We start from the raw sequence: 20,962 nt of genomic DNA on the forward strand, positions 1-20,962 counted from the left end.
TCGCACACGCGCGCCCGGATGGCCGGCTGGTGCTCGCCGACGCCGGCCGTGAACACCAGCCGGTCCAGCCCGCCCAGCACCGCAGCCAGCGCGCCGATCTCGCGCACGATGCGGCGCACGTAGAGTTGCAGCGCCGCGCGGCAGCGCTCGCCCGCCTCGCTGTCCTCGTCCTCCCGCGCCAGCAGCACGCGCACGTCGCTCGACAGGCCGGAGATGCCCAGCAGGCCGGACTCGTGGTACAGCGCGCGGCCCACCTGCGCCAGGCTCAGCTTCTCGATCTCCATCAGGTACAGCACGGCGCCGGGGTCCAGCGCGCCGGTGCGGGTGCCCATCATCAGGCCGTCCAGGGCCGAGAAGCCCATCGTCGTTGCCACGCTCTCCAGGCCCTGCATCGCGCACAGGCTGGCGCCGCTGCCCAGGTGGGCGACGACGGTGCGGGCGCGCCCGGCCTCCTCGCGGCCGTGGCGCTCGGCCAGCGCGGCGGCGATGTACTCGTAGGAGAGGCCGTGGAAGCCGTAGCGCCGCAGGCCGCGCTGCCATGCGTCCCACGACAGGGGCAGCATCTGCTCCACCCGCGGCAGCGTGTGGTGGAAGCCGGTGTCGAAGCAGGCGACCTGCGGCAGGTCGGGCCGCTCGGCCAGCAGGATCTCGATGGCCTCCAGCGCGAAGGGCTGGTGCAGCGGCGCGAGCGGGACGTAGCTTCGCAGGTCGGCCAGCACCTGCGCATCGACGCGCACCGGCGCGAAGTACTTGCTGCCGCCATGCACCACGCGGTGCGCCACGGCGGCCAGCGGGCGGCCGGCGAGCCAGCGCAGCGTGTGTTCGCGGATGAGCTGCAGCGCGGCGCGGTAGGGGTGCGCCGGGTCCAGCGGCACGGGCACCACCGGCACGTCGCGTGCGCCGAAGTCGGGGTCCGGGCCGCCGATGCCCTGCACCTTGCCGTTCCACGCCGGGCGGCGCGCGGGCTCGCCGGCGCCGGCCTCGAAGAGCGCGAACTTGATGCTGGACGAGCCGCAGTTGAGGACGAGGATGAAGGGAGGGTCGTTGGTTGCCATGAGGTTGATCCACAAGAACCGTCCGGGCTGAGCCTGGCCTGTCCTGAGCCCGTCGAAGGATCGAAGCCCCGTGCGGCGCTTCGACAGGCTCAGCGTGAACGGGTGTTGAGTGCTGTTGCCATACCTTCACGGCGGCGTCGTGCGCCAGCGGTGCGCCAGCAGCACGGCGATGGCGCAGGAGGCCATGCGCGTGTCGCGCGCGTCGGCGCGGCTGGTCAGCACGATGGGCACCTTCGCGCCGAGCACGATGCCGGCGGTGGCGGCGTCGCCCATGTATTCGAGCTGCTTGGCGAGCATGTTGCCGCTCTCCAGGTCGGGCACGACCAGCACGTCGGCCTGCCCTGCCACCGGCGAGGCGATGCCCTTGACGCGCGCGGCGGCCGCCGAGACGGCGTTGTCGAAGGCCAGCGGGCCGTCGAGCACGCCGCCGGCGATCTGGCCGCGGTCGGCCATCTTGCACAGCGCGGCGGCGTCGAGCGTGGCGGCCATGCGCGGGTTGACCGTCTCCACCGCCGCCAGGATGGCGACGCGCGGCTCGGCCACGCCGATGGCGTGCGCCAGGTCGATGGCGTTGCGGATGATGTCGGCCTTGTCTTCCAGCGTCGGCGCGATGTTGATGGCGGCGTCGGTGAGGATGAAGGGGCGCGGGTAGGCCGGCGTCTGCATCAGGAAGCAGTGCGACAGGCGCCGCTTGGTGCGCAGGCCGGCGCGGGCGTCGAGCACCGCGCTCATCAGTTCGTCGGTGTGCAGGCTGCCCTTCATCAGCGCCTCCACCGCACCCTGGCCGGCCAGTTCGGCGGCGCGGGCGGCGGCGGCGTGGCTGTGGGGCACGTCCTCGATGGCGATACCCGCGAGATCGACGCCGGCGGCGAGCGCGGCGGCCTCCACCTTGGCGCGCGGGCCGACCAGCACGGGCTCGATCAGCCCGGCACGGCACGCGTCCATGGCGCCGCCCAGGCTCAACGCATCGCAGGGATGCACCACCGCGACGCGGATGGCGCCCAGCGGCTTCACGTGCGCCAGCAGGCGCGGCAGGCCGTCGCCGGCGGCGTTGATGCGCACCTCGGGCAGCGTGGCGGCGGCGCGCTCGATCTTCTCGGTGGGCGCGAGCACGCTGGCCTCGCCCTCGATCACCGCCTCGCCGGCCTGGTTGGTGCAGGCGCAGGCCAGGGTCAGGCGCTTCTTCGCCTCGTCGCGCGCGGCCACGGTGACGGTGATGGTGAGCGTGTCGCCCACGCGCACCGGGCGCAGGAACTTCAGCGTCTGCCCCAGGTACACGGTGCCCGGCCCGGGCAGCCGCGTGCCCAGCACGGCCGAGATGAGCGCCCCGCCCCACATGCCGTGCGCGATCACGCCGTGGAAGCGGGTGGAGGCGGCGAACTCCGCGTCGAGGTGCTGCGGGTTCACGTCGCCCGAGAGCACGGCGAAGAGCTGGATGTCCTGCGCGGTGAGCGTGCGCTGGATGCTCGCGCTGTCGCCGACGGCGATCTCGTCGAAGGTGCGGTTGCGGATCAGGCCGAGGTCGGCGGTGGTGTCGTTCATGTCAGCCGAGGATGTGAAAACCGGCATCGACGTACAGCGTGCTGCCGGTGATGTTGCGCGCCGCGTCGCTGGCCAGGAAGGCGCACAACGCGCCGACGTCGTCGATGTCCACCAGCCGCCGCAGCGGCGCGCGGCGGCGTGCGTCGTCCAGCAGCGCATCGAAGTTCGGGATGCCCGAGGCCGCCCGCGTCGCCAGCGGGCCGGGCGAGACGGCGTTGACGCGGATGCCCTTCGGGCCCAGTTCCGCCGCCAGGTAGCGCGTGCCGGCCTCCAGCGCGGCCTTCACCGGGCCCATCACGCCGTAGTCGGGGATGACCTCCTCGGCGCCGACGTAGCTCATGGTCATCAGGCTGCCGCCGTCCTTCATCAGCGGCTCGGCCAGGCGCGCCATGCGCGCGAAGGAGTGGCACGAGATGTCCATCGCCCGCGCGAAGCCCTCGCGCGAGGTGTCGACCACGCGGCCGTGCAGGTCGCCCTTCGGCGCGAAGGCGATGGAATGCAGCACGAAGTCGAGCTTTCCCCATTGCTGCGCGATCGCGTCGAACAGCGCCGCCATCTGCGCCGGCTGCTCCACGTCCAGCGGCAGCGCGACGGCGGCCTGCACCTGCCGCGCCAGCGGCTCGACGTGGGGGCGCGCCTTGTCGTTGAACCAGGTCACGGCCAGCTCGGCGCCGGCGTCGTGGAAGGCCCTGGCGCAGCCCCAGGCGATGCTGTGCTCGTTGGCGATGCCGACCACCAGGCCCCTGCGGCCCTGCAGCGAAAGGCGGCCCACCTAGCGTTCCTTCACGTACTGGCCCGGCGCATCGGCCAGCGCCTCGCCCATGCGCGGCGGCTTCACCCGCGCGCCGGAATGCGCGGCCAGCCACTGCTGCCACGCCGGCCACCACGAGCCGGCATGCTCCGGCGCCTGCGCCAGCCACTCGTCGGGCGCGAGGCCGTGTTCGCCGGCCGGGCGCGTCAGCAGGCGATGGCTGCGCCGCGAGTCGGGCACGGGCGGGTTGACGATGCCGGCGTTGTGCCCGCCGGTGGTCAGGGCGAAGGTGATCTCGGCCGGGCTGAGGAAGTGCAGCTTGTGCACCGAGCGCCAGGGCGCCACGTGGTCGGTGAGCGTGCCCACCATGAAGGTCGGCAGGCGCAGGCTGCCCAGCGAGACGGGCCGGCCGTCGACCGGGAAGCGGCCCTCGCTCAGGTCGTCGTCGAGGAACAGGTGGCGCAAGTATTCCGAATGCATGCGCGCCGGCATGCGGGTGGCGTCGGCGTTCCAGGCCATCAGGTCGTTCATCGGCGCGCGCACGCCCAGCAGGTATTCGTTGACCATGCGCGACCACAGCAGGTCGTAGCTGCGCAGCATGCTGAAGGCGCCGGCCATCTGCTGCGCGGTGAGGTAGCCGGTCTGCTGCATCTGCGCCTCCAGCAGGCTGAGCTGGCTCTCATCGATGAACAGGCCCAGCTCGCCGGGCTCGGAGAAGTCGGTCTGCGCGGCGAAGTAGGTGGTGGTCGCCAGCCGATCGTCGCCGTCGCGCGCCATCGCCGCGGCGCCGATGGCCAGCAGCGTGCCGCCCAGGCAGTAGCCGGTGGCGTGCACCTTGCGCTTCGGGCAGATGGCGTTGACCGCGTCGAGCGCGGCGCGCAGGCCGAGGTCGAGGTAGTCCTGCATCCCCAGGTCGCGCTCGGCCTCGTGCGGGTTCTTCCACGAGATGCAGAACACCGTGTGGCCCTGCTCGACCAGGTACTTCACCAGCGAGTTGTGCGGCGAGAGGTCGAGGATGTAGTACTTCATGATCCAGGCCGGCACGATCAGCACCGGCTCGGCGTGCACGGTGGGGGTGGCCGGGGCGTACTGGATCAGCTCGATCAGCCGGTTGCGCAGCACGACCCTGCCCGGCGTGACGGCCACCTCGTGCCCGACGCGGAAGCGCTCGGTGCCGGCCGGCGGCGCGCCGTCGGCCTGGCGCTGCAGGTCTTCCGCCCAATGGGCGAAGCCGCGCACCAGGTTGGCGCCGCCCTCGCGCAGCGTGCGCTCGATCACCACCGGGTTGGCCCAGGGCAGGTTGCCGGGCGAGAGCATGTCCAGCCACTGCCGCGCGCCGAAGGCCACCAGGTCCTCGTGGTGGCGCTCCACGCCGGGCACGCCGCGGGTGGCGGCCTCCCACCAGCGCTGCGCGGCCAGGAAGGATTCGCGCCACAGGCTGAACGGCCACTGCTGCCACTCGGGTGCGGCGAAGCGGCGGTCGGACGCGACCTCGGCCGGCTCGGCGTCGAACAGGCTGCGGCGCGCGAAGGCCGCCAGGTCCTGCATCTGCTGCAGGCCCTGCTGCGCCAGCAGGGCCCGCTTGCCGGGCGCCGACATGAGGTGGGTGCTCCAGTCCAGCGTGGCCAGCATGCCGGCCGCCGGCGAGAGCGCGCCGGTCGCGCGGGCCAGCGCGGCACGGGCCTGGGTGTCGAGGTCCGAAGCGGGAGAGGCGTTGGAAGACGTGGTGCGGTGCATGCGGCAGGAAGGCGGAGGTCGGCAGGCGTGCAGTGCGGAGCGGGAGCGGCCGCACGGCGGGTCGACCGCAGGGTAGCGGCAACCGGCCGGCCGCCGCTACCCTTCGCCTGCGTCGGACGCCGGGTATTGGGCTTCGATTGATCCATGTCAATCAGAGCCGCGAATCCCGCCCATTGCCCGCACGCGGCGCTGCCGTATTGCCCCCATCGCTGCGCCGGCTGTGGTTCCATCGGCGCATGACGATGCCCGCCGCTTCCCTTGCCGCCGGATCCGCAGACACCGCCCCCTCTTCCGACACTCCCGCCGCCGCGCACGCCTGGCATGCGCTGGCGGCCGACGCCGCGCTCCAGCGCCTGGGCGCCTCGGGCGACGGGCTGTCCGCCGACGAAGCGCGCCGGCGCCTGGCGCGCCACGGCCCCAACGAACTGCCCGCCGCGGCGCGCGTCTCGCCGCTGCGCCGCTTCCTGTCGCAGTTCCAGAACGCGCTGATCCTGTTCCTGCTGGCCGCCGCGGTGCTCGCGGGCGCGCTCGGCCACCTGGTGGACGCGGCGGTGATCGTCGGCGTCGTGCTGGTCAACGCCGTCGTCGGCTTCGTGCAGGAAGGCAAGGCCGAGGAGGCGATGGACGCGCTGCGCGCCATGCTGGCCCCGCATGCCCGCGTGCTGCGCGACGGCCACCGCGCCCAGGTGCCGGTGGCCGAGCTGGTGCCGGGCGACGTGGTGCTGCTGGAGGCCGGCGACCGCGTGCCGGCCGACCTGCGCCTGCTGCGCGCCCGCGGCCTGCTGGTGGACGAGGCCGTGCTCACCGGCGAATCCGTCGCCAGCGTGAAGCACGAGGGCCCCGTCGCCGCCGACGCGGCGCTGGGCGACCGCGCCTCGATGGCCTATTCCGGCACGCTGGTGGCGGCCGGGCAGGCGCAGGGCGTGGTGGTGGCCACCGGCCGCCACACCGAGATCGGCCACATCAGCAGCCTGTTGGGCTCGGTGCAGTCGCTGGTCACGCCGCTGCTGCGGCAGATCGATGCCTTCGGCCGGCGCTTCACGCTGTTCTGCATCGCGGGCGCGGCGCTGCTGTTCGCCTTCGCGGTCGGCGTGCAGGGCGCGGCCTGGCTCGACGCGCTGATGGTGGTGGTCGCCATCGCGGTGAGCCTGGTGCCCGAGGGGCTGCCGGCCGTCATCACCATCACGCTGGCCATCGGCGTGCGGCGCATGGCGGCGCGGCGCGCCATCGTGCGCCGGCTGCCGGCGGTGGAGACGCTGGGCGCCACCACCGTCATCTGCTCCGACAAGACGGGCACGCTCACGCGCAACGAGATGACGGCCAGCCGCGTGGTGGCCGAGGGCGCCGTCATCGCCGTCAGCGGCTCGGGCTACGCGCCGGTGGGCGCGCTCGAGCTGCCGCCCGGCTGCGGCGCCCTGCCCGCCCATGCGCGCCGGCTGATCGAGTGCGGCCTGCTGTGCAACGACGCGCAGCTCGCGCAGCAGGGCGGTGAATGGAAGGTCGACGGCGACCCGATGGAAGGCGCCCTGGTGGCGCTGGCGATGAAGGCCGGGCTGGATGCCGCCGCGCTGCGCGCCGGCCATCCGCGCAGCGACGAGATCCCCTTCGACGCGCAGCACCGCTTCATGGCCACGCTGCATGCGCGCGCCGATGGCAGCGCCGAGCTGCTGGTCAAGGGCGCGCCCGAGCGCGTGCTGGCGATGAGCACCGGCCAGCTCGACGCGCACGGCCAGGTCCGGCCGCTGCAGCCCGCGCAGTGGGAGGCCGCCATCGCCGAAGCCGCCGCCGCCGGCGAGCGCGTGCTCGGCTTCGCCGCCCGCCGGCTGCCTGCCCTGCCCGACGGCGCCGACGCGCTGGACTTCGGCGACGTGCGCGAACTGGTGCTCCTCGGCGTCATCGGCTTCATCGACCCGCCGCGCGCCGAAGCCACCGCCGCCGTGGCCGACTGCCGCAGCGCCGGCATCGCGGTGAAGATGATCACCGGCGACCATGCCGCCACCGCCGCCGCCATCGCCGCGCAGCTCGGCCTGGCCGAGCAGCCCGTGGTCGCCACGGGCGCCGACGTGGACGCCGCCAGCGACGAGGAACTGCGCGGCCTGGCGCGGCGCGCCAGCGTCTTCGCCCGCACCAACCCCGAGCACAAGCTGCGCGTGGTGCGCGCCCTGCAGGCCGAGAGCCAGGTGGTGGCGATGACGGGCGACGGCGTGAACGACGCACCCTCGCTCAAGCAGGCCGACGTGGGCGTGGCGATGGGCCACAAGGGCACCGACGCCGCCAAGGAGGCGGCGCAGATCGTGCTGGCCGACGACAACTTCGCCAGCATCGTCGCCGCCGTGAGCGAGGGCCGCACCGTCTACGACAACATCCGCAAGGTGATCGCCTGGACGCTGCCGAGCAACGGCGGCGAGGTGCTGGCCATCGTGGCGGCCATGATGCTGGGCCTGACGCTGCCCATGACCACGCCGCAGATCCTCTGGATCAACATGATCCTGACCATCTCGCTGGGCCTGGTGCTGGCCTTCGAGCCGCCCGAGCCGGGCGTGATGCAGCGCCCGCCGCGCCGGCCCGACGCGCCGCTGCTCTCGCCCTTCATGCTGTGGCGGGTGGCGGTGGTGTCGCTGCTGTTCATGGCCGGCAGCTTCGGCATCTTCTTCTGGGCCATGCACCGCGGCCACTCGGTGGAGCTGGCGCGCACCATGGTCGTCAACACGCTGTGCGTGCTGGAGATCTTCTACCTCTTCAACGTACGCTACCTGCACATGCGCTCCTTCACCTGGCGCGGCGCCAGGGGCACGCCGGCGGTGCTGGCGGCGGTGGCGCTGGTGGTGGCGGCGCAGCTCGCCTTCACCTACGCGCCATGGATGCAGCGCCTGTTCGACTCGCGCGCCGTGCCGCTGGTGGACGGCGCGGCGATCCTCGCCATCGGCCTGGCCTGCATGGTGCTGCTGGAGATCGAGAAGGCGCTGCTGCGCCGCTGGGGCGTGTTCGAGGAACTGGCCGCGCCCCGCCCTTCGTCCTCGTCGTCCACCCGGGAGTCCTTCACATGAACGCATCAGCCTCCTCCTCCCCGCCGCCGGCCCTGCTGCTGGCCACCGACCTCGGCCCGCGCTGCGACCGCGCGCTCGACCGCTGCGTGCAGCTCGCGCGGCAGTGGCACGCGCCGGCCGTCGCGCTGACCGTGGTGGACCCGTCGCAGCAGCCGCCACTGCGCCCCTTCGACCGCCAGCCCCAGCCCTCGCCGCTGTCGGTGGCCGAGCGGCGGCTGCGCTGCGACCTGGCCGGCTCGCCGGTGGCGATGCGCGTGCGCGTCGAGCAGGGCGACGTGGCGGACAAGGTGATCGCCGCCGCGCAGGCCGAGGGCAGCGGCCTCGTGGTCACCGGCGTGGCGCGGCACGAGGCGCTCAGCCGCATCGTGCTGGGTTCCACCGTGGACGCGCTGGCGCGCCGCCTGCCGGTGCCGCTGCTGGTGGTGCGCTGCCGCGTGCGCGGCCCCTACCTGCAGGTGCGCGTGGCGACCGACTTCTCCGACGCCGCACGGCATGCGCTGGAGCAGGCGGCACGCCTGTTCCCGCAGGCGCGCTTCACCGTCTTCCACGCCTTCGGCAACCCCTACCCGGTGCTGGCCGGCATGGACGCCGGCGAGGCCCGGCGCGCCGGCCACGACGCCGCCCAGCGCGAGATGCTGGCCTGGCTGGCCGAGGCCGACCTGCCGCAGGACACGCGCGACCGCATCGAATTGGCGCTGGCGTACGGCGACGCCGCGCACCTGCTGTCGCAGCACGGCGAGCGCTGCCCGGAGGAACTGATCGTGATGGGCACCCGCGGCCGCGGCGCCCTGGCCACGCTGCTCTTGGGCAGCACCGCGCAGCGCGCGCTGGAGATGGCCGAGGGGGACATGCTGGTCGTCCCGCCTGCGCGGGACGCATGAGCGCCGCCCGGCCGCCCGAAGGCGCTCGCACCGCAGCCGGAGGCGAAGGTACCCCAATGAGCGCCCCCAGGGCCGGGCTGTGCCCGGCCCCCCCCGCGGGGGGCAAGAAAACTTGGGGCGGCCCGGCGTTTTCTTGAAAGGCGGGTGGTCAGGCCGTCGGGCGCTGCTCGAAGGCGGGAGGCAGCTCGCCGTCGTCCGCCGCGTCGCCCACCTCGACGCGCGTGACCTGCGCGGCCGGCGGTCCCTGCCGCGCCCAGCCGGCCAGCGCCTGCACGGCGGCCGCATCGCCTGCGGCCACCGCCTCCACGGTGCCGTCGCGCCGGTTGCGCACCCAGCCGCGCAGTCCCAGCGGTAGCCCACGCTCTGCACGTGGCCGTTGTAAGGATGCGCCGGCGAATGTGCGGCATGCCAAGGACTCCTGTCCGTGGTTTGGCTCAAATTGTTGCTACGGGCGTCACGGGCGACCCCACCGCGCCCGGCAACCGCAATGGCGGCGCGGTCAGTAGGAACGCCGACCGCCGTTCACGTCGGAGGGCCTCGGCGAGCGGACCTAGATGCCACAACTCCCCCAGGGGGATGCCCTGCTTGAACAGGCACAGCTCATGCAGCGGCAGTCGGGCACCACACGTGTGCGGGCCGCCTGCGGGGATATCCTCAACGCCGTAGTTGTCGGCGCACAGCGCAGCAATGCCGCTGTCGACGATCCATCGCAGCAGCCGCTCGTCCCGCCCGTCGAGCACGGCGCACAGCGCGTCGCGCAGCGCCGGCTCGGGCGCACCGGCCATCTCCAGCACTTGGTCGGCAAAGCCCGTGTAGAGGCACAGGATGTCGCCAGCCTGCAGGTCCACGTCGGCCGCCTCCAGCGCCCTCATGAACGGCTCATAGCCGATGCGCATGCGCTGCAGCCCGGCCAGCGCCTTGAGGTCGAGCAGCACGCCGCGGCTCTGTATGGCCTTGGCCGCGAACGCGTCGATGCCCAGGCGACGCGCGCCCCCCGGTCTGCCCTGCGCGTCGTCGGGGCCGATCAGATCCTCCCCGGCCCGGAAACCGTTGTAGTAGACGGCTTGCGGCGTACCGCTGCCGCTGGCGTCGAACAGGTGCCCCACGTGGGAGAAGCCGTCCCACTGCGTCGAATACTGGGTGTGCAGCAGTACGGCGTCGTCGCACAGCACGTCGGTCTGCCCCAGCGCGGCGTCGCCGATCGGCAGGTTGAACACCGGCTTTTCGTCCCGCAGCGTGGGCTGCAGCCGTGGCGGAAAACGGCGCGGATTCAGCAGGTTGCCACCCGGCAGGTCCAGCGGCAGGCTCAGGCAGAAGCTCTGCCCCGTGCGCACTTCGCTCATCGCGCGCAGCACGCAGTCCGGCGTGATCAGATTCAGGCGCCCGAGTTGGTCGTCGTCGCCGAAGTCGCCCCAGTTCGACTGCGGCGGCCGATGGCGCCAGCGCCGCGCATCGGGTTCGCGCGTCATGGCTCGCCGCGCTCGGACGCAGCCACCGCCATGTTCCACAGGTCCTGCCCGATCGGACGGCTGCGCTCTTCGAACGCATGGGCCACCAGCCCCGCCACGCGCCCGATGAGGGTCAGCGCCTTGCCGAACTCGGGGCTCAGGCCGAGGTCCAGCAGGACGGCCGCCTTGGCCCCCGTCGCGTTGAGCGGCATCGGGCGGCCGACTTGCGCCGACAGCGCCTGCGCCAGTTGCAGGGCGAAGCGGAAGTGCCGACCGAAGTAACCCTCCTCCTGGGCGATGCGCTGGGCCCGCAATGCGCGCGGATCGCCCTGCGTATGGATCGGGTGGCCGAAGCCGGGGATCTTGCCGCGCGCCGCGCGGCTGCGGGCCACCGCCGCATCCGCAGCCTGGCGCAGTTGCGCGTCGCTGGGATCGTCCTGGGTTTGCAGCCCGCTGAGCGCTTCCTGCATGAAACGGGCACTGACCTCAACCGTGCCGAGAAAGCGGCTGCCCGCGCCAAGGAGCCCGGCCGCGACCGCGCCCTGCAGCGATTCGGGAGCGCCATGCAGCGTCAGCCGCGTGGCCAAGGCGCTGGGCGTCAGCCCGTGGTCGATCGACGTTACGAGAGAGTTGTTGACCATCCGTCGCATCCGCTCGTCTGGAAACTCGCCCAGGATCGCCAGGCACAGCACATCGACGAAATCATGCTTGTCCAGCAGATCGTCGACGAGATCGTGGCCGCGGACGCGGATGTGGTCGGCGTCCCCATCCCCGATGTAGCTCTTGAACATGGTGCCTCCTCAGCGCGCCTCGGCGCCCGCACCCTTCACGATCTCGCGCCAGCGCGGCACCTCCGATTCGACGAAGGACTGGAACGCGGCATCGGACAGCCCCATCGGGTAGCTTCCAATCTTGGCCATGGCCGCCTTCACATCGGCCGATTCCGTCGCGCGGGCGATCTCGCGCGCCAGGCGCGCCACGATGGCGTCCGGCGTGCCGCGCGGAACGAACACGCCCGACCATCCCTCCAGCGCCGCATCCGGATGACCCGCCTCGCCGACCGTGGGCACGTCGGGCAGGACGTCCATCCGCGACTTGCCATTGATGGCCAGCGCCCGCAGGCGCCCGCCGGCCACGTGCTGCAGTACGCTTTCCGCGTAGCTGAACGACAGGTCCACATTGCCGGCGAGAAGGTCGGTCATGGACGACTGGTTGTTGTAAGGCACGTGGGTGAAGCCGACCTGGGTGGCATTCTGGAACTTCGCGGCCGCCAGGTGCGTCTGCGTTCCGATCCCCGACGAGGCGTAGGTCAGGCGTCCCGGGGAACGGCGCGCAGCCTCCAGCAATTCCTTCAGGCTGCGCCAGGGCCGCTCGGCAGGCACCACGAGCACCGTCGATTGGCGGAACAGCGAATGAACGCCGCGCAGATCCTGGGCCGGGTTGACTCGCCCATTGGGATACAGCGCGGCATTCGCGGCCTGGGTGCCGTGCGTCCCGTACATCAGCGTGTAGCCGTCGGCCGACGCGCGCGCCACGTATTCCGTGCCGATGGAGCCGCCCGCGCCAGGCTTGTTCTCCACCACCACCGGCTGGCCCAGCGCCGTCGCGAGATGACGCGCGATCATGCGGCCCTGGTTGTCGGCGATATTGCCCGTGCCAAAGGGCACCACCAGCGTGATAGGCCGCGCCGGATAGTCCTGCGCCATGGCCGCACCTGCATGCATGCCGGCTGCGGCAAGCCAGGCCAGGGCCAGGCCGCCGCCGAGAAGTTGTCTGCGCTTCAAATCTTTCATTGCGTTCTCCCAGAATTTCAATAGGAATGGCGGCCCGCCGTCGCGCCGGCATCCACCGGCAGGATGGTTCCGGTCACCCAGCCCGCCTCGTCGCTGGCGAGGTAGCGGATCGCGTGACCCACGTCCCAGCCGCTGCCCTCGGTCTGCAGAAACGAGCGCTTGCGCCGGATCTCCCGAACTTCCTCGCTCATGCCGCGGGCAAACACCATGGGTGTGTGCACCATGCCCGGCGCCACGCAGTTGACCCGGATGCCCTGCGCGCCATGGTGCGCCGCCATGGCGCGGGTCATGTTCACGACAGCCCCCTTGGAGGTGGGGTACAGCAGGCTCGGATGTCCGCCGATCAGGCCGGCGACCGAGGCCACGTTAACGATCGACCCCTTGCCCTGCGCGAGCATGTGCGGGATGGCATGACGCGCCATCAACATCATGGCGGTGACGTTGATGCGCAATGCCTGATCCCAGGCCTGCAGGTCCAGGTCGACGGCGGTGCCCTGCGGTCCGCCGACGCCGACGTTGTTCACGAGGACGTCGACGCGGCCCCAGCGCCCGACGGCCTGCCCGACGGCGCCTCGGCACGCCTCGTCGCTGCCGACATCGCACACGCAGACCTCGGCTTCGCCGCCCTCCTGCGCGATCATCTCCTGGGTTCTGCGGGCCCACGCCTCCACCGCGTCGATCAGCAGCACCCGGGCGCCGTCGCGCGCCAGCAGGATGGCCGCGGCGCGGCCGTTGCCGATGCCCTCGGCACGCGAGCCGGCGCCGGTGACGATGGCCACCCGCTCCTTCAGCGAACGGTCGAAACTGCGTTGATTGGATTCCATGGGAACGTATCCGCCTGTCTGTCTGGTTTCAATGAATGGCGCGGGCATGGCCGCTCCAGTAGCGCTCGCGAAGCGCCTTCTTGTCCGGCTTGCCCAGCGTGGTCAGCGGCAGGGCCTGCTCGAAATCGACCGTCTTGGGCGTGCACACGGCCCCCTTGGCACGGCGCACGAGTTCACGGACCTCCTCGGCCTCCACATGGGCCTGGGGCCGCCGCACGACCACCGCTTTCACGGCCTCGCCCCAGCGCTCGTCCGGCACGCCGATGACCGCCACGGCGGCCACCGCCGGATGCTGTGCGATGACATCCTCCACTTCCTTGGGATAGACATTGAAGCCCCCGGAGATGACCATGTCCTTGCGCCGGTCGACCAGGTGGTAGTAGCCGTGCTCGTCCCGCCGGGCCATGTCCCCCGTGTGCAGCCAGCCGCTGCGCAGGACTTGCGCTGTCAGTTCCGGCTGTCTCCAGTAGCCGTCCATGACCAGCGGGCTGCGCACGCACAGTTCGCCCACCTCTCCCGGCGCGACCGGCTGATCCTTGTCGTCCAGCAGCGCCACCGTCACGCCCGGATACGGCATGCCCGCGCAAGAGAGGGTGTCCACGTCCGTGCGTGCATGGTCCTGCGCCGTCAGATGCAGGATGTTGCTGGGGCACTCCGTCTGACCGTAGCTTTGCGAAAGCACCGGACCGATGCGCTGCATGGCCTCACGGATGCGGGCCGGGGCCATCGGCGAGGCGCCGTAGGACAGCAGCTTCAGCGACGAAAAATCCGCCGTCGCACAACGCGGATGATCCAGCAGCTTGTAGATCATGGTCGGCACCAGGAACACCGACTCGATCCGGTGCTGCTCCACGGCATCGATGAAACGCTCCGGGTCGAAGCCGCGCTGGAGCACGAAGGTGCCGCCCATCACCAGCGTCGGCACGATCATCGCGCCGGCTCCGTGGGAAATGGGCGTGGGGCACAGCACGCGCGCACCCGGCGGCATCCCGCGCGCCGCCATCAGCAGGACCGCCTGCATCCACACCGAGCGGTTGGCCAGCATCACGCCCTTGGGCTTTCCCGTGGTGCCGCCGGTGTAAGCCAGCCGGATGATGTCAGTGCTGGCAGCATGCGAAATCAGCGGCTCCGGCGCCAGGGCGCCGGCGAGTGTCCAGAAGTCGTCCAGTCCGTCGCACCGGCCGTGCGAAAACCAGTGCGGCACGCCGGCGCAGCCCGCGCGCAATTCGATCGCGCGCTGCCGATGCGCCTCCTCGGAAATGAACACCGAGGGCTGCGCGTCATGGACGATGTAGGCGTGGTCGTCGTATCCGCCCATGGCGTGCAGCGTCACGGATCGCAGCCCGAGCAGATAGGCTGCGGCCATCACGACGAAGACCTCCGTCCGGTTCCCGGAAAGCTGCATCACGCCGTCGCCGCGCCCCAAGCCCAGCGACCGGAAGGCCGCCATGGCCTGCCCGATGCGCCGGCCCAGTTCACGGTAGGTGATGGAACCGTCATCGTCGACGAACGCCACCCGGTCCGGATGGCGGCCGATGGCGCAGGCGATCATCTCGCCGATGGAGCCGCCCGCGTGCACGCTCGCCGGCGCGCACACCGGCCCTGCTGCGGCCGTCATTGCTTGGGCACCCCGGCGGCCGCGACGGCCGCCTTCCAGGTCGCCAGTTCCTGACGGATGAACTCACCGAAGGCTTCGGGCGCTCCGCCCTTGAGTTCGCTGCCCGTGTCCATTGCGCGAGCCACGACTTCCGCAGACCTGATCGCCTTGTTGCCCGCGTCGTTGAGCGTGCGGATGATGCCTTCGGGCGTGCCCTTGGGCACCAGGAAGCCGCCCCAGGCGGCCACGCTGTAACCGGGCACGCCGTCGGCATCGACGGTGGGCAGTTCCGGCAGAACGGGCGAACGCTCCAGTCCCGATGTCGCGAGCCCGCGCAGCTTGCCTCCCTTGACGAACGGCAATGAAGCCGAGAGGGTGTCGACCATGAAATCGACCTGGCCGGACATCAGGTCCGTCAGCGCCGGCGAACTGCCCTTGTAGGGCACGTGCAGCGCGTCGATGCCCGCCTTGCTGCAGAGCAAGGCGCCCGCCAGATGCTGGGTGCTGCCCAGCCCAGCCGACGCATAGGTGAGCTTGCCCGGCTTCGACTTCGCCAACTGGATCAACTCGCGGGTCGACGCGACGCCCAGGTCGTTGCGCACCAGCAGCACCATCAAGGTGCGGCTGACGTTGAGCACCGGGGCAAAGTCCCCCACCGGGTCATAGGGCAGCTTGGCAAACACATTCGGATTGATGCCGTGAATGGTGCTGGTCGTATAGAACAGCGTGTACCCATCGGGCGCGCTGCGCGCGACGGCCTCCGCCGCGATGTTCCCGGAGGCGCCCGGCCGGTTCTCCACCACGATGGGCTGACCCAGAATTTCGGCCATCTTCTGAGCCACCAGGCGTGCCGAGTTGTCAGTGGCGCCGCCGGGCGGAAAACCCAGCACCAGGCGCACCGGCCTCTGCGGAAAGCCGCCGGCTTGCGCCAACGCAAGTGCCGGCAGAGTGCCCAGCGATGCCATCAGGAGCGAGCGGCGCGACAAGACAGGCGCCCCTTCGCGGCCCTGCGCCGCGTCGCCGGAACATTGAGGGATATCAGATGTGGTGAATCGATTCATGATGAAGGCGATCCTAGAATATGAATCGATTCATTTCATAGGTATTTGTACGGATGTGCTGCTGTCCTGTGCTGAAATACGCCCCAGCCGGCAGGAGGCCGCGGTTTCCCGATGAATGACAGAAAGATTCGAATCCAGGACGTGGCCGCGATGGCAGGCGTGTCCGTGGGCAGCGCTTCGCGCGTGCTCAACAGGGCCGCCAACGTCTCGCTGGACGTGCGAGAGAAGGTCGAGCGCGCCATGGTGGCGCTGCAGTATCAGCCCAGCCACACGGCAAGAGCTCTTCGGTCACGCAGCAGCCGCACCATCGGATGCATGTTCTCCGACGTCACCAATCCGCTCTACGCGCGGGCATTCCGCGCCCTCGAAGAGAGCTTTCGCGCCGACGGCTACATGCTGCTGCTGGCGCACGGGCTGAACGACGTACAGCGCGAACTGGAAAGCCTGCGCACCTTCCAGGCACGCGGCATGGACGGCGTGATCTGCGCGCCCGGACACGAGCAGGCGCCCGAACTGGTCGCGATGATCAATGCGATGTCGATGCCCGTGGTGCTCTACGACCGCAAGATGCCCGGCACGCGGGCGGACACGCTGCTGTTTGACCATGTGGACGGGATGAAGCGTGCCTGCGCGCACCTTTTCGGCCTCGGGCACGAGCGCATTGCGCTGGCGCTCTGGAACGCAGGCAGCCGCCCGGTCCGCAAGCGGATCGAGGGCTATCGCGCCGCCTATCGCGGCGCAGGGATGGCAGCGCCCGATCTCATCCTGCGGCAGCCCACGCCCACCAGTTCCGTCTACGACGAACTGCTGCGGCTGCTGGACGGCCCCGACCCGCCCACCGCCCTGATCGCGCAGGGCACCCACATCCTGGTGAGCGCCTTGCGCGCAGTGGCGCGCACCGGCCGGCGGATTCCCGCCGATTTTTCTGTCGTGAGCATCGGCGACAGCGATTTCACGCAGACGCATGATCCGGCGATCTCGGCGTTGCGCACCGACGCAGAGCTGGTGGCAGCGCACGCGAAGGCCCTGCTGCTGGAGCGCCTGGCTCCAGGCGCCGACCCCATGGCTCCTCCTCGCAGCATCACCGTGCCCTACGACCTCATCGAGCGAGAGTCCTGGGCAGCGCGCGGCGCGGCCGTGTAAAGACCGTCAGCCGCGCCCGAAGCGCCGCGGATCGAAGGGCGCCAGCTCGGGCCAGGCGCGGCGCTCGGCCAGCAGCCGCGCCACCCACCGGCCGGTGCGCGCCGAACCGCCCAGGCCCACGTGGCCGTGGCCGAAGGCGAGCACCACGTCGTCGCTGCCGCGCGCCAGGCCGATGCAGGGCAGCCCGTCGGGCAGGCTGGGGCGGTGGCCCAGCCACGTCGTCATCTGCGCGGGCGGGACATCGAGCGCCGGGAACATCGAGGCCAGGTGCCGGCGCAGGATCTCGGCGCGCCGCCAGTCGGGCGCCGCCGCCAGGCCGGCGATCTCGACCTGGCCGGCGGCGCGCAGGCCGTCGCGCATCGCGTGCACGATCAGCTTGCCGTCGGCGGCCATCATGGGCGTGCGCGGGCCGGGCGCCGTCACGCCCGGCAGCACGACGTGGTAGCCGCGCTCCGATTCGAGCGGCACCGGCGTGCCCGCCTGCGCCGCCAGTTCCCCCGAGCGCGCGCCGGCGCTGACGACGGCGGCGTCGGCCGGCAGCTCGCCCGCGTCCGTCAGCACGGCGCGCAGACGGCCGCCCTCGATGCGCAGGCCGGTCGCGCGGGCCGCGCGGCGCCGTGCGCCCAAGTGCTCGGCATGGCGCGCCAGCGCGGCCACGTAGGCGCCCGGCTGCCGGCAGTGGCCGGCCTCGGGCACGAAGATGCCGAGCGTGTAGCGCGCGTCGAGGTCGGGTTCGCGCGCACGCAGTTCGGGCCCGTCCCATTCCTCCCACTGCACGCCGCAGCGGGCCCGCACGCGCCAGGCCAGCGCATCGCCCTCGAATTCGGCGCGCGAGCGGTACACGTGAAGCAGGCCGTGCTGCTCGACCAGTTCGGGCACGCCGGCCTCCCGCGCCAGCTCGCGGTGCAGCGCAGGCGCGTCCGCGAGCAGGGTGCGCAGCGCCTCGGCGATGCGCTGCACGCGCGCCTCGGTCCAGCCCGAGGCGAGGTAGCGCAGCAGCCACGGCAGCGCGCGCGGCAGGTAGCCCCAGCGCACCGCCAGCGGGCCGAGCGGATCGGCCAGCCAGCCGGGCACCTTGCGCCAGGCGCCGGGCAGCGCTGGCGGCACCACCGAATGCGAGGAGAACCAGCCGGCGTTGCCGAAGCTGCTCGCCTGCTCGCCGCCCGGCTCGCCGGGCTCCAGCAGCGTGACCTGCAGCCCGCGCCGCAGCGCCTCGATGGCGCTGGCGCAGCCCACCGCGCCGGCGCCGATCACCACCACGTGGCGCTGTCCGCCGCCCGATGCCGTCGTGCTCATGCAGGGATGGTAGGCACGGCCGCGCCGGGCTTCATCGGCGGTGCCTGAAAGTCCACAGCAGCACGATGAGCGCAGCCACCGTGAGCGCCAGGCCGAGCAGCCCGAAGACGGGAATGCCGCCCCACGTCGGCCCCCAGCCCAGCACCCGCGGCGCCAGGCCGAGCACGAAGGCGGCGGCCACGATGGCGATGGCCAGCCGGGTGGCCGCACGCTCCAGTGCATCGGCGATGCGGTCGAAGTGCCGCACCTCCACCTCGGCATGCACCCGGCCCTGCTTGAGGTGATGCAGCACGAGCCGCAACACCTGCGGCAGGTCGCCGGCCATGTCGTAGAGCTGCGCGGCCGCGGCCCTGCCGCGCGCGCCGACGGCACCCGCCGAATAGCGCGCAGCCATGGCGCTGCGCACCATCGGCGCCACGGTGGCGACGAGATCGAGCGCCGGATCGAGCCGCCTGAGCATGCCGTCGGCCGTCGCCAGCGCCTTGAACAGCAGCGCCAGGTCGGCCGGCAGGTACAGGCTCGCGCCGCGCACGATGGCCATGAAGTCGTCGATCGCCTGCACCAGGTCGTGCACGCCGCCGCCGTGCCGGGCGACGAAGCGCTCGGCGCCGGCCGCGAGCGCGGCGACGTCCGGCGCGCCGCCCTCGGAAAGATCGAGCATCACGCCGACCAGCGCATCCGCGTCGCCGCCGACGATGGCGGCCAGCACCGACAGCAGCTGCTCGCGCCGCCGCGGCGACAGGCGCCCGACCATGCCGAAGTCGATGAAGGCCACGCGATCGCCCCGCAGCGCGAAGAGGTTGCCCGGATGCGGATCGGCATGGAAGACCCCGCCGTCCAGCACCATCTGCAGGAAGGCCTGCGCGCCGCGCCGGGCCACGCGCGGGCCGTCCAGCCCCTGCGCCGCGAGCTGCGCGGAATCGCCCGGCGTCACGCCCTCGACGAAATCCATCGCCAGCACGCGCTCGGTCGTGTAGGCCCAATGGATGCGGGGGATGCACACGTCCTCGCGCCCGGCCAGTTCGGCGGCCACGGCCTCGGTGTTGCGCGCCTCCTGCGTCAGGTCCATCTCCTCGCGCAGCGCTGCATGCAGTTCGGCCAGCACCTCGCGCGGACGGTAGCGCGTGAGCGCCGGCCAGTGCTCCGCCGCCAGCGCGACGAGCTGGCCCAGCAGCCGCAGGTCGGCATCGATGCGGCGGCGCAGGCCGGGCCGGCGCACCTTCAGCGCGATGACGCGGCCGTCCGGCAGCTGTGCGCGGTACACCTGGGCCATCGACGCGGCCGCGATCGGCTCGTGCGCGAAGCCGGGGAAGATGCCGTCCACCGGCCCACCCAGGTCCGCCTCCAGGCGCGGGCCGATCTCCTCCCAGGGGACAGGCGCGGCGGCGGCATGCAGGCGTTCCAGCTCGCGCGTCCACTCCGGCGGCAGCAGGTCGGCACGGGTGGCCAGCATCTGGCCCAGCTTGACGAAGGTCGGCCCCAGTTGCTCCAGCGCCATGCGCAGGCGCTGCGCGGTGCTCGCCTCGCGCACCTCGGCGCTGAGGGCATCGCCGCCGCCGCCGGCCGGCAGCCAGCCGGCCAGGCGCAGGCGCCGGGCCACGTCGCCCAACCCGTGCCGCAGCAGCACGCCGACGATTTCCTGCAGGCGCTGGCGGTCGCGCACGGCGACCATGGCGGTCTGGAACATGGGGATTCCGGAGGAAGGCAGAGGTAACGAACGGACAAGGATAGCGGCGCAGGCGGGGCCTATCATGCCGGCCGATGCCCCGATCGCCACTCGCTCCCCTGCCCTTCGAGGGCGCCATCACCGACGTCGCCGGCCTGGAGGTCGGCCATTTCACCGACACCCGCCGGCCCACCGGCTGCACTGTCGTCATCGCCCGCGAGGGCGCGGTGGCCGGCGTGGACGTGCGCGGCGCCGCGCCCGGCACGCGCGAGACCGACCTGCTCGCGCCCGGCAACCTGGTGCAGCAGGTGCACGCCATCGTGCTGGCCGGCGGTAGCGCCTGGGGCCTGGCCGCGGCCGACGGCGCCGTGCGCTGGCTGGAGGAGCACGGCGTGGGCCTGGACGTGCGCTTCGGCACGCTGCCCATCGTGCCCGCCGCCGTGCTGTTCGATCTGCCGGTGGGTGACGCGCGCATCCGCCCCGACGCCGCGGCCGGCCACGCCGCCTGCGCCGCCGCCGGCACGCAGGCGCCGGCCGAGGGCAACGTGGGCGCCGGCGCCGGCGCGCTGGTGGGCAAGCTCTTCGGCGCGCAGCACGCGATGAAGGGCGGCATCGGCACCGCCTCGGTGAAGGTCGGCGGCCTCACGGTCGGCGCGCTGATCGCCGTCAACGCGCTGGGCGACGTGATCGACCCCGACACCGGCGCCGTGCTGGCGGGCGCGCGCACCGACGACGGCCGCGCCCTGCGCGACACGCGCCGCAGCCTGCTGCGCGGCGAGCTGCCTCGGCCCTTGCTGGCCGGCACCAACACCACCATCGGCGTGGTCGCCACCGACGCGCGGATCACCAAGGTGCAGGCCAACCGCCTGGCCAGCGTGGCGCACGACGGCCTGGCGCGCGCCATCAACCCGGTGCACACCATGAGCGACGGCGACACCCTGTTCGCGCTGGCCACCGGCCGCGTGCCGCTGGTCGACGACGGTCCGGGCATGACGGTGCTGTCCGTCATGGCGGCCGAGGCGGTCGCCCGCGCCACCGTGCGCGCGGTGCGCGCCGCGCAGGGCGTGCGCGTGGGCGGGATGCACTTCCCCGCCATGGCGGACCTGGACGCGCGGGGCTGA

17 protein-coding genes are annotated in these 20,962 nt (G+C 72.2%); 4 read left to right on the forward strand and 13 right to left on the reverse strand.

Features of this window, described 5'->3' with window-relative positions; all coding sequences use genetic code 11:
• From ACIY1X_RS05025 to ACIY1X_RS05040, 4 genes are all read right to left on the reverse strand, one after another.
• On the reverse strand, positions 1-1,055 hold a 1,055-nt coding region (locus tag ACIY1X_RS05025), incomplete at its 3' end, for an acetate/propionate family kinase (RefSeq protein ID WP_399678523.1).
• A 126-nt stretch (positions 1,056-1,181) separates the two neighbouring features.
• Complete coding sequence (locus ACIY1X_RS05030; protein WP_399678526.1) at positions 1,182-2,597, reverse strand: bifunctional enoyl-CoA hydratase/phosphate acetyltransferase; 1,416 nt, start codon at positions 2,595-2,597, stop codon at positions 1,182-1,184.
• Position 2,598: 1 nt separating this feature from the next.
• On the reverse strand, positions 2,599-3,369 hold the full coding sequence (fabI, locus tag ACIY1X_RS05035) for an enoyl-ACP reductase FabI (protein ID WP_399678528.1): 771 nt from the start codon (positions 3,367-3,369) through the stop codon (positions 2,599-2,601).
• Positions 3,370-5,085, reverse strand: coding sequence for a PHA/PHB synthase family protein (locus ACIY1X_RS05040; RefSeq protein WP_399678531.1), 1,716 nt, complete (start codon positions 5,083-5,085; stop codon positions 3,370-3,372). It abuts the gene before it with no gap.
• A 236-nt stretch (positions 5,086-5,321) separates the two neighbouring features.
• Here ACIY1X_RS05040 and ACIY1X_RS05045 point away from each other — a divergent pair, with 236 nt between their 5' ends.
• Positions 5,322-8,132, forward strand: coding sequence for an HAD-IC family P-type ATPase (locus tag ACIY1X_RS05045; protein WP_399678534.1), 2,811 nt, complete (start codon positions 5,322-5,324; stop codon positions 8,130-8,132).
• Positions 8,129-9,013, forward strand: coding sequence for a universal stress protein (locus ACIY1X_RS05050; protein ID WP_399678536.1), 885 nt, complete (start codon positions 8,129-8,131; stop codon positions 9,011-9,013). Before ACIY1X_RS05045 ends, ACIY1X_RS05050 begins: the two co-directional genes overlap by 4 nt.
• 148 nt (positions 9,014-9,161) lie before the next feature.
• Here the strand turns inward: ACIY1X_RS05050 and ACIY1X_RS05055 are convergent, their stop codons facing one another.
• The 7 genes from ACIY1X_RS05055 to ACIY1X_RS05085 form a co-directional block, all read right to left on the reverse strand.
• Complete coding sequence (locus ACIY1X_RS05055; RefSeq protein WP_399678539.1) at positions 9,162-9,344, reverse strand: acylphosphatase; 183 nt, start codon at positions 9,342-9,344, stop codon at positions 9,162-9,164.
• Between the two features lie 103 nt (positions 9,345-9,447).
• Entirely contained in the window at positions 9,448-10,482 is a 1,035-nt protein-coding gene (locus tag ACIY1X_RS05060) for a cyclase family protein (RefSeq protein WP_399678542.1), read from the reverse strand.
• The gene (locus ACIY1X_RS05065) at positions 10,479-11,252 is read right to left on the reverse strand and encodes a citryl-CoA lyase (protein ID WP_399678545.1); all 774 of its coding nucleotides are present in this window, start codon (positions 11,250-11,252) and stop codon (positions 10,479-10,481) included. Before ACIY1X_RS05065 ends, ACIY1X_RS05060 begins: the two co-directional genes overlap by 4 nt.
• Positions 11,253-11,261: 9 nt before the next feature.
• The gene (locus tag ACIY1X_RS05070; protein ID WP_399678547.1) at positions 11,262-12,254 is read right to left on the reverse strand and encodes a Bug family tripartite tricarboxylate transporter substrate binding protein; all 993 of its coding nucleotides are present in this window, start codon (positions 12,252-12,254) and stop codon (positions 11,262-11,264) included.
• Between the two features lie 17 nt (positions 12,255-12,271).
• A complete protein-coding gene (locus ACIY1X_RS05075) occupies positions 12,272-13,126 on the reverse strand; it encodes an SDR family NAD(P)-dependent oxidoreductase (RefSeq protein WP_399678550.1) in 855 nt (284 codons plus the stop codon).
• Complete coding sequence (locus ACIY1X_RS05080; RefSeq protein WP_399678552.1) at positions 13,107-14,696, reverse strand: AMP-binding protein; 1,590 nt, start codon at positions 14,694-14,696, stop codon at positions 13,107-13,109. The genes ACIY1X_RS05075 and ACIY1X_RS05080 overlap by 20 nt, the downstream gene beginning before the upstream one ends.
• Positions 14,693-15,736 (reverse strand): Bug family tripartite tricarboxylate transporter substrate binding protein, encoded by a 1,044-nt coding sequence (locus ACIY1X_RS05085; RefSeq protein ID WP_399678555.1) that lies wholly within the window; start codon positions 15,734-15,736, stop codon positions 14,693-14,695. Before ACIY1X_RS05085 ends, ACIY1X_RS05080 begins: the two co-directional genes overlap by 4 nt.
• A gap of 111 nt (positions 15,737-15,847) precedes the next feature.
• Here ACIY1X_RS05085 and ACIY1X_RS05090 point away from each other — a divergent pair, with 111 nt between their 5' ends.
• Entirely contained in the window at positions 15,848-16,879 is a 1,032-nt protein-coding gene (locus tag ACIY1X_RS05090; RefSeq protein ID WP_399678557.1) for a substrate-binding domain-containing protein, read from the forward strand.
• Between the two features lie 6 nt (positions 16,880-16,885).
• On the opposite strand, the gene ACIY1X_RS05095 is transcribed toward ACIY1X_RS05090, so the two are convergent.
• Both ACIY1X_RS05095 and ACIY1X_RS05100 read right to left on the reverse strand, forming a co-directional pair.
• On the reverse strand, positions 16,886-18,175 hold the full coding sequence (locus tag ACIY1X_RS05095) for an NAD(P)/FAD-dependent oxidoreductase (RefSeq protein ID WP_399678560.1): 1,290 nt from the start codon (positions 18,173-18,175) through the stop codon (positions 16,886-16,888).
• A gap of 31 nt (positions 18,176-18,206) precedes the next feature.
• Positions 18,207-19,862, reverse strand: a complete 1,656-nt coding sequence (locus ACIY1X_RS05100) for an ABC1 kinase family protein (RefSeq protein ID WP_399678562.1) — start codon at positions 19,860-19,862, stop codon at positions 18,207-18,209.
• A 74-nt stretch (positions 19,863-19,936) separates the two neighbouring features.
• On the opposite strand from ACIY1X_RS05100, the gene ACIY1X_RS05105 reads away from it, so the two are divergent.
• Positions 19,937-20,962 (forward strand): P1 family peptidase, encoded by a 1,026-nt coding sequence (locus tag ACIY1X_RS05105; protein WP_399678565.1) that lies wholly within the window; start codon positions 19,937-19,939, stop codon positions 20,960-20,962.

The organism is Xenophilus sp. (assembly GCF_044462705.1).
Lineage (GTDB): Bacteria > Pseudomonadota > Gammaproteobacteria > Burkholderiales > Burkholderiaceae_C > Xenophilus > Xenophilus azovorans.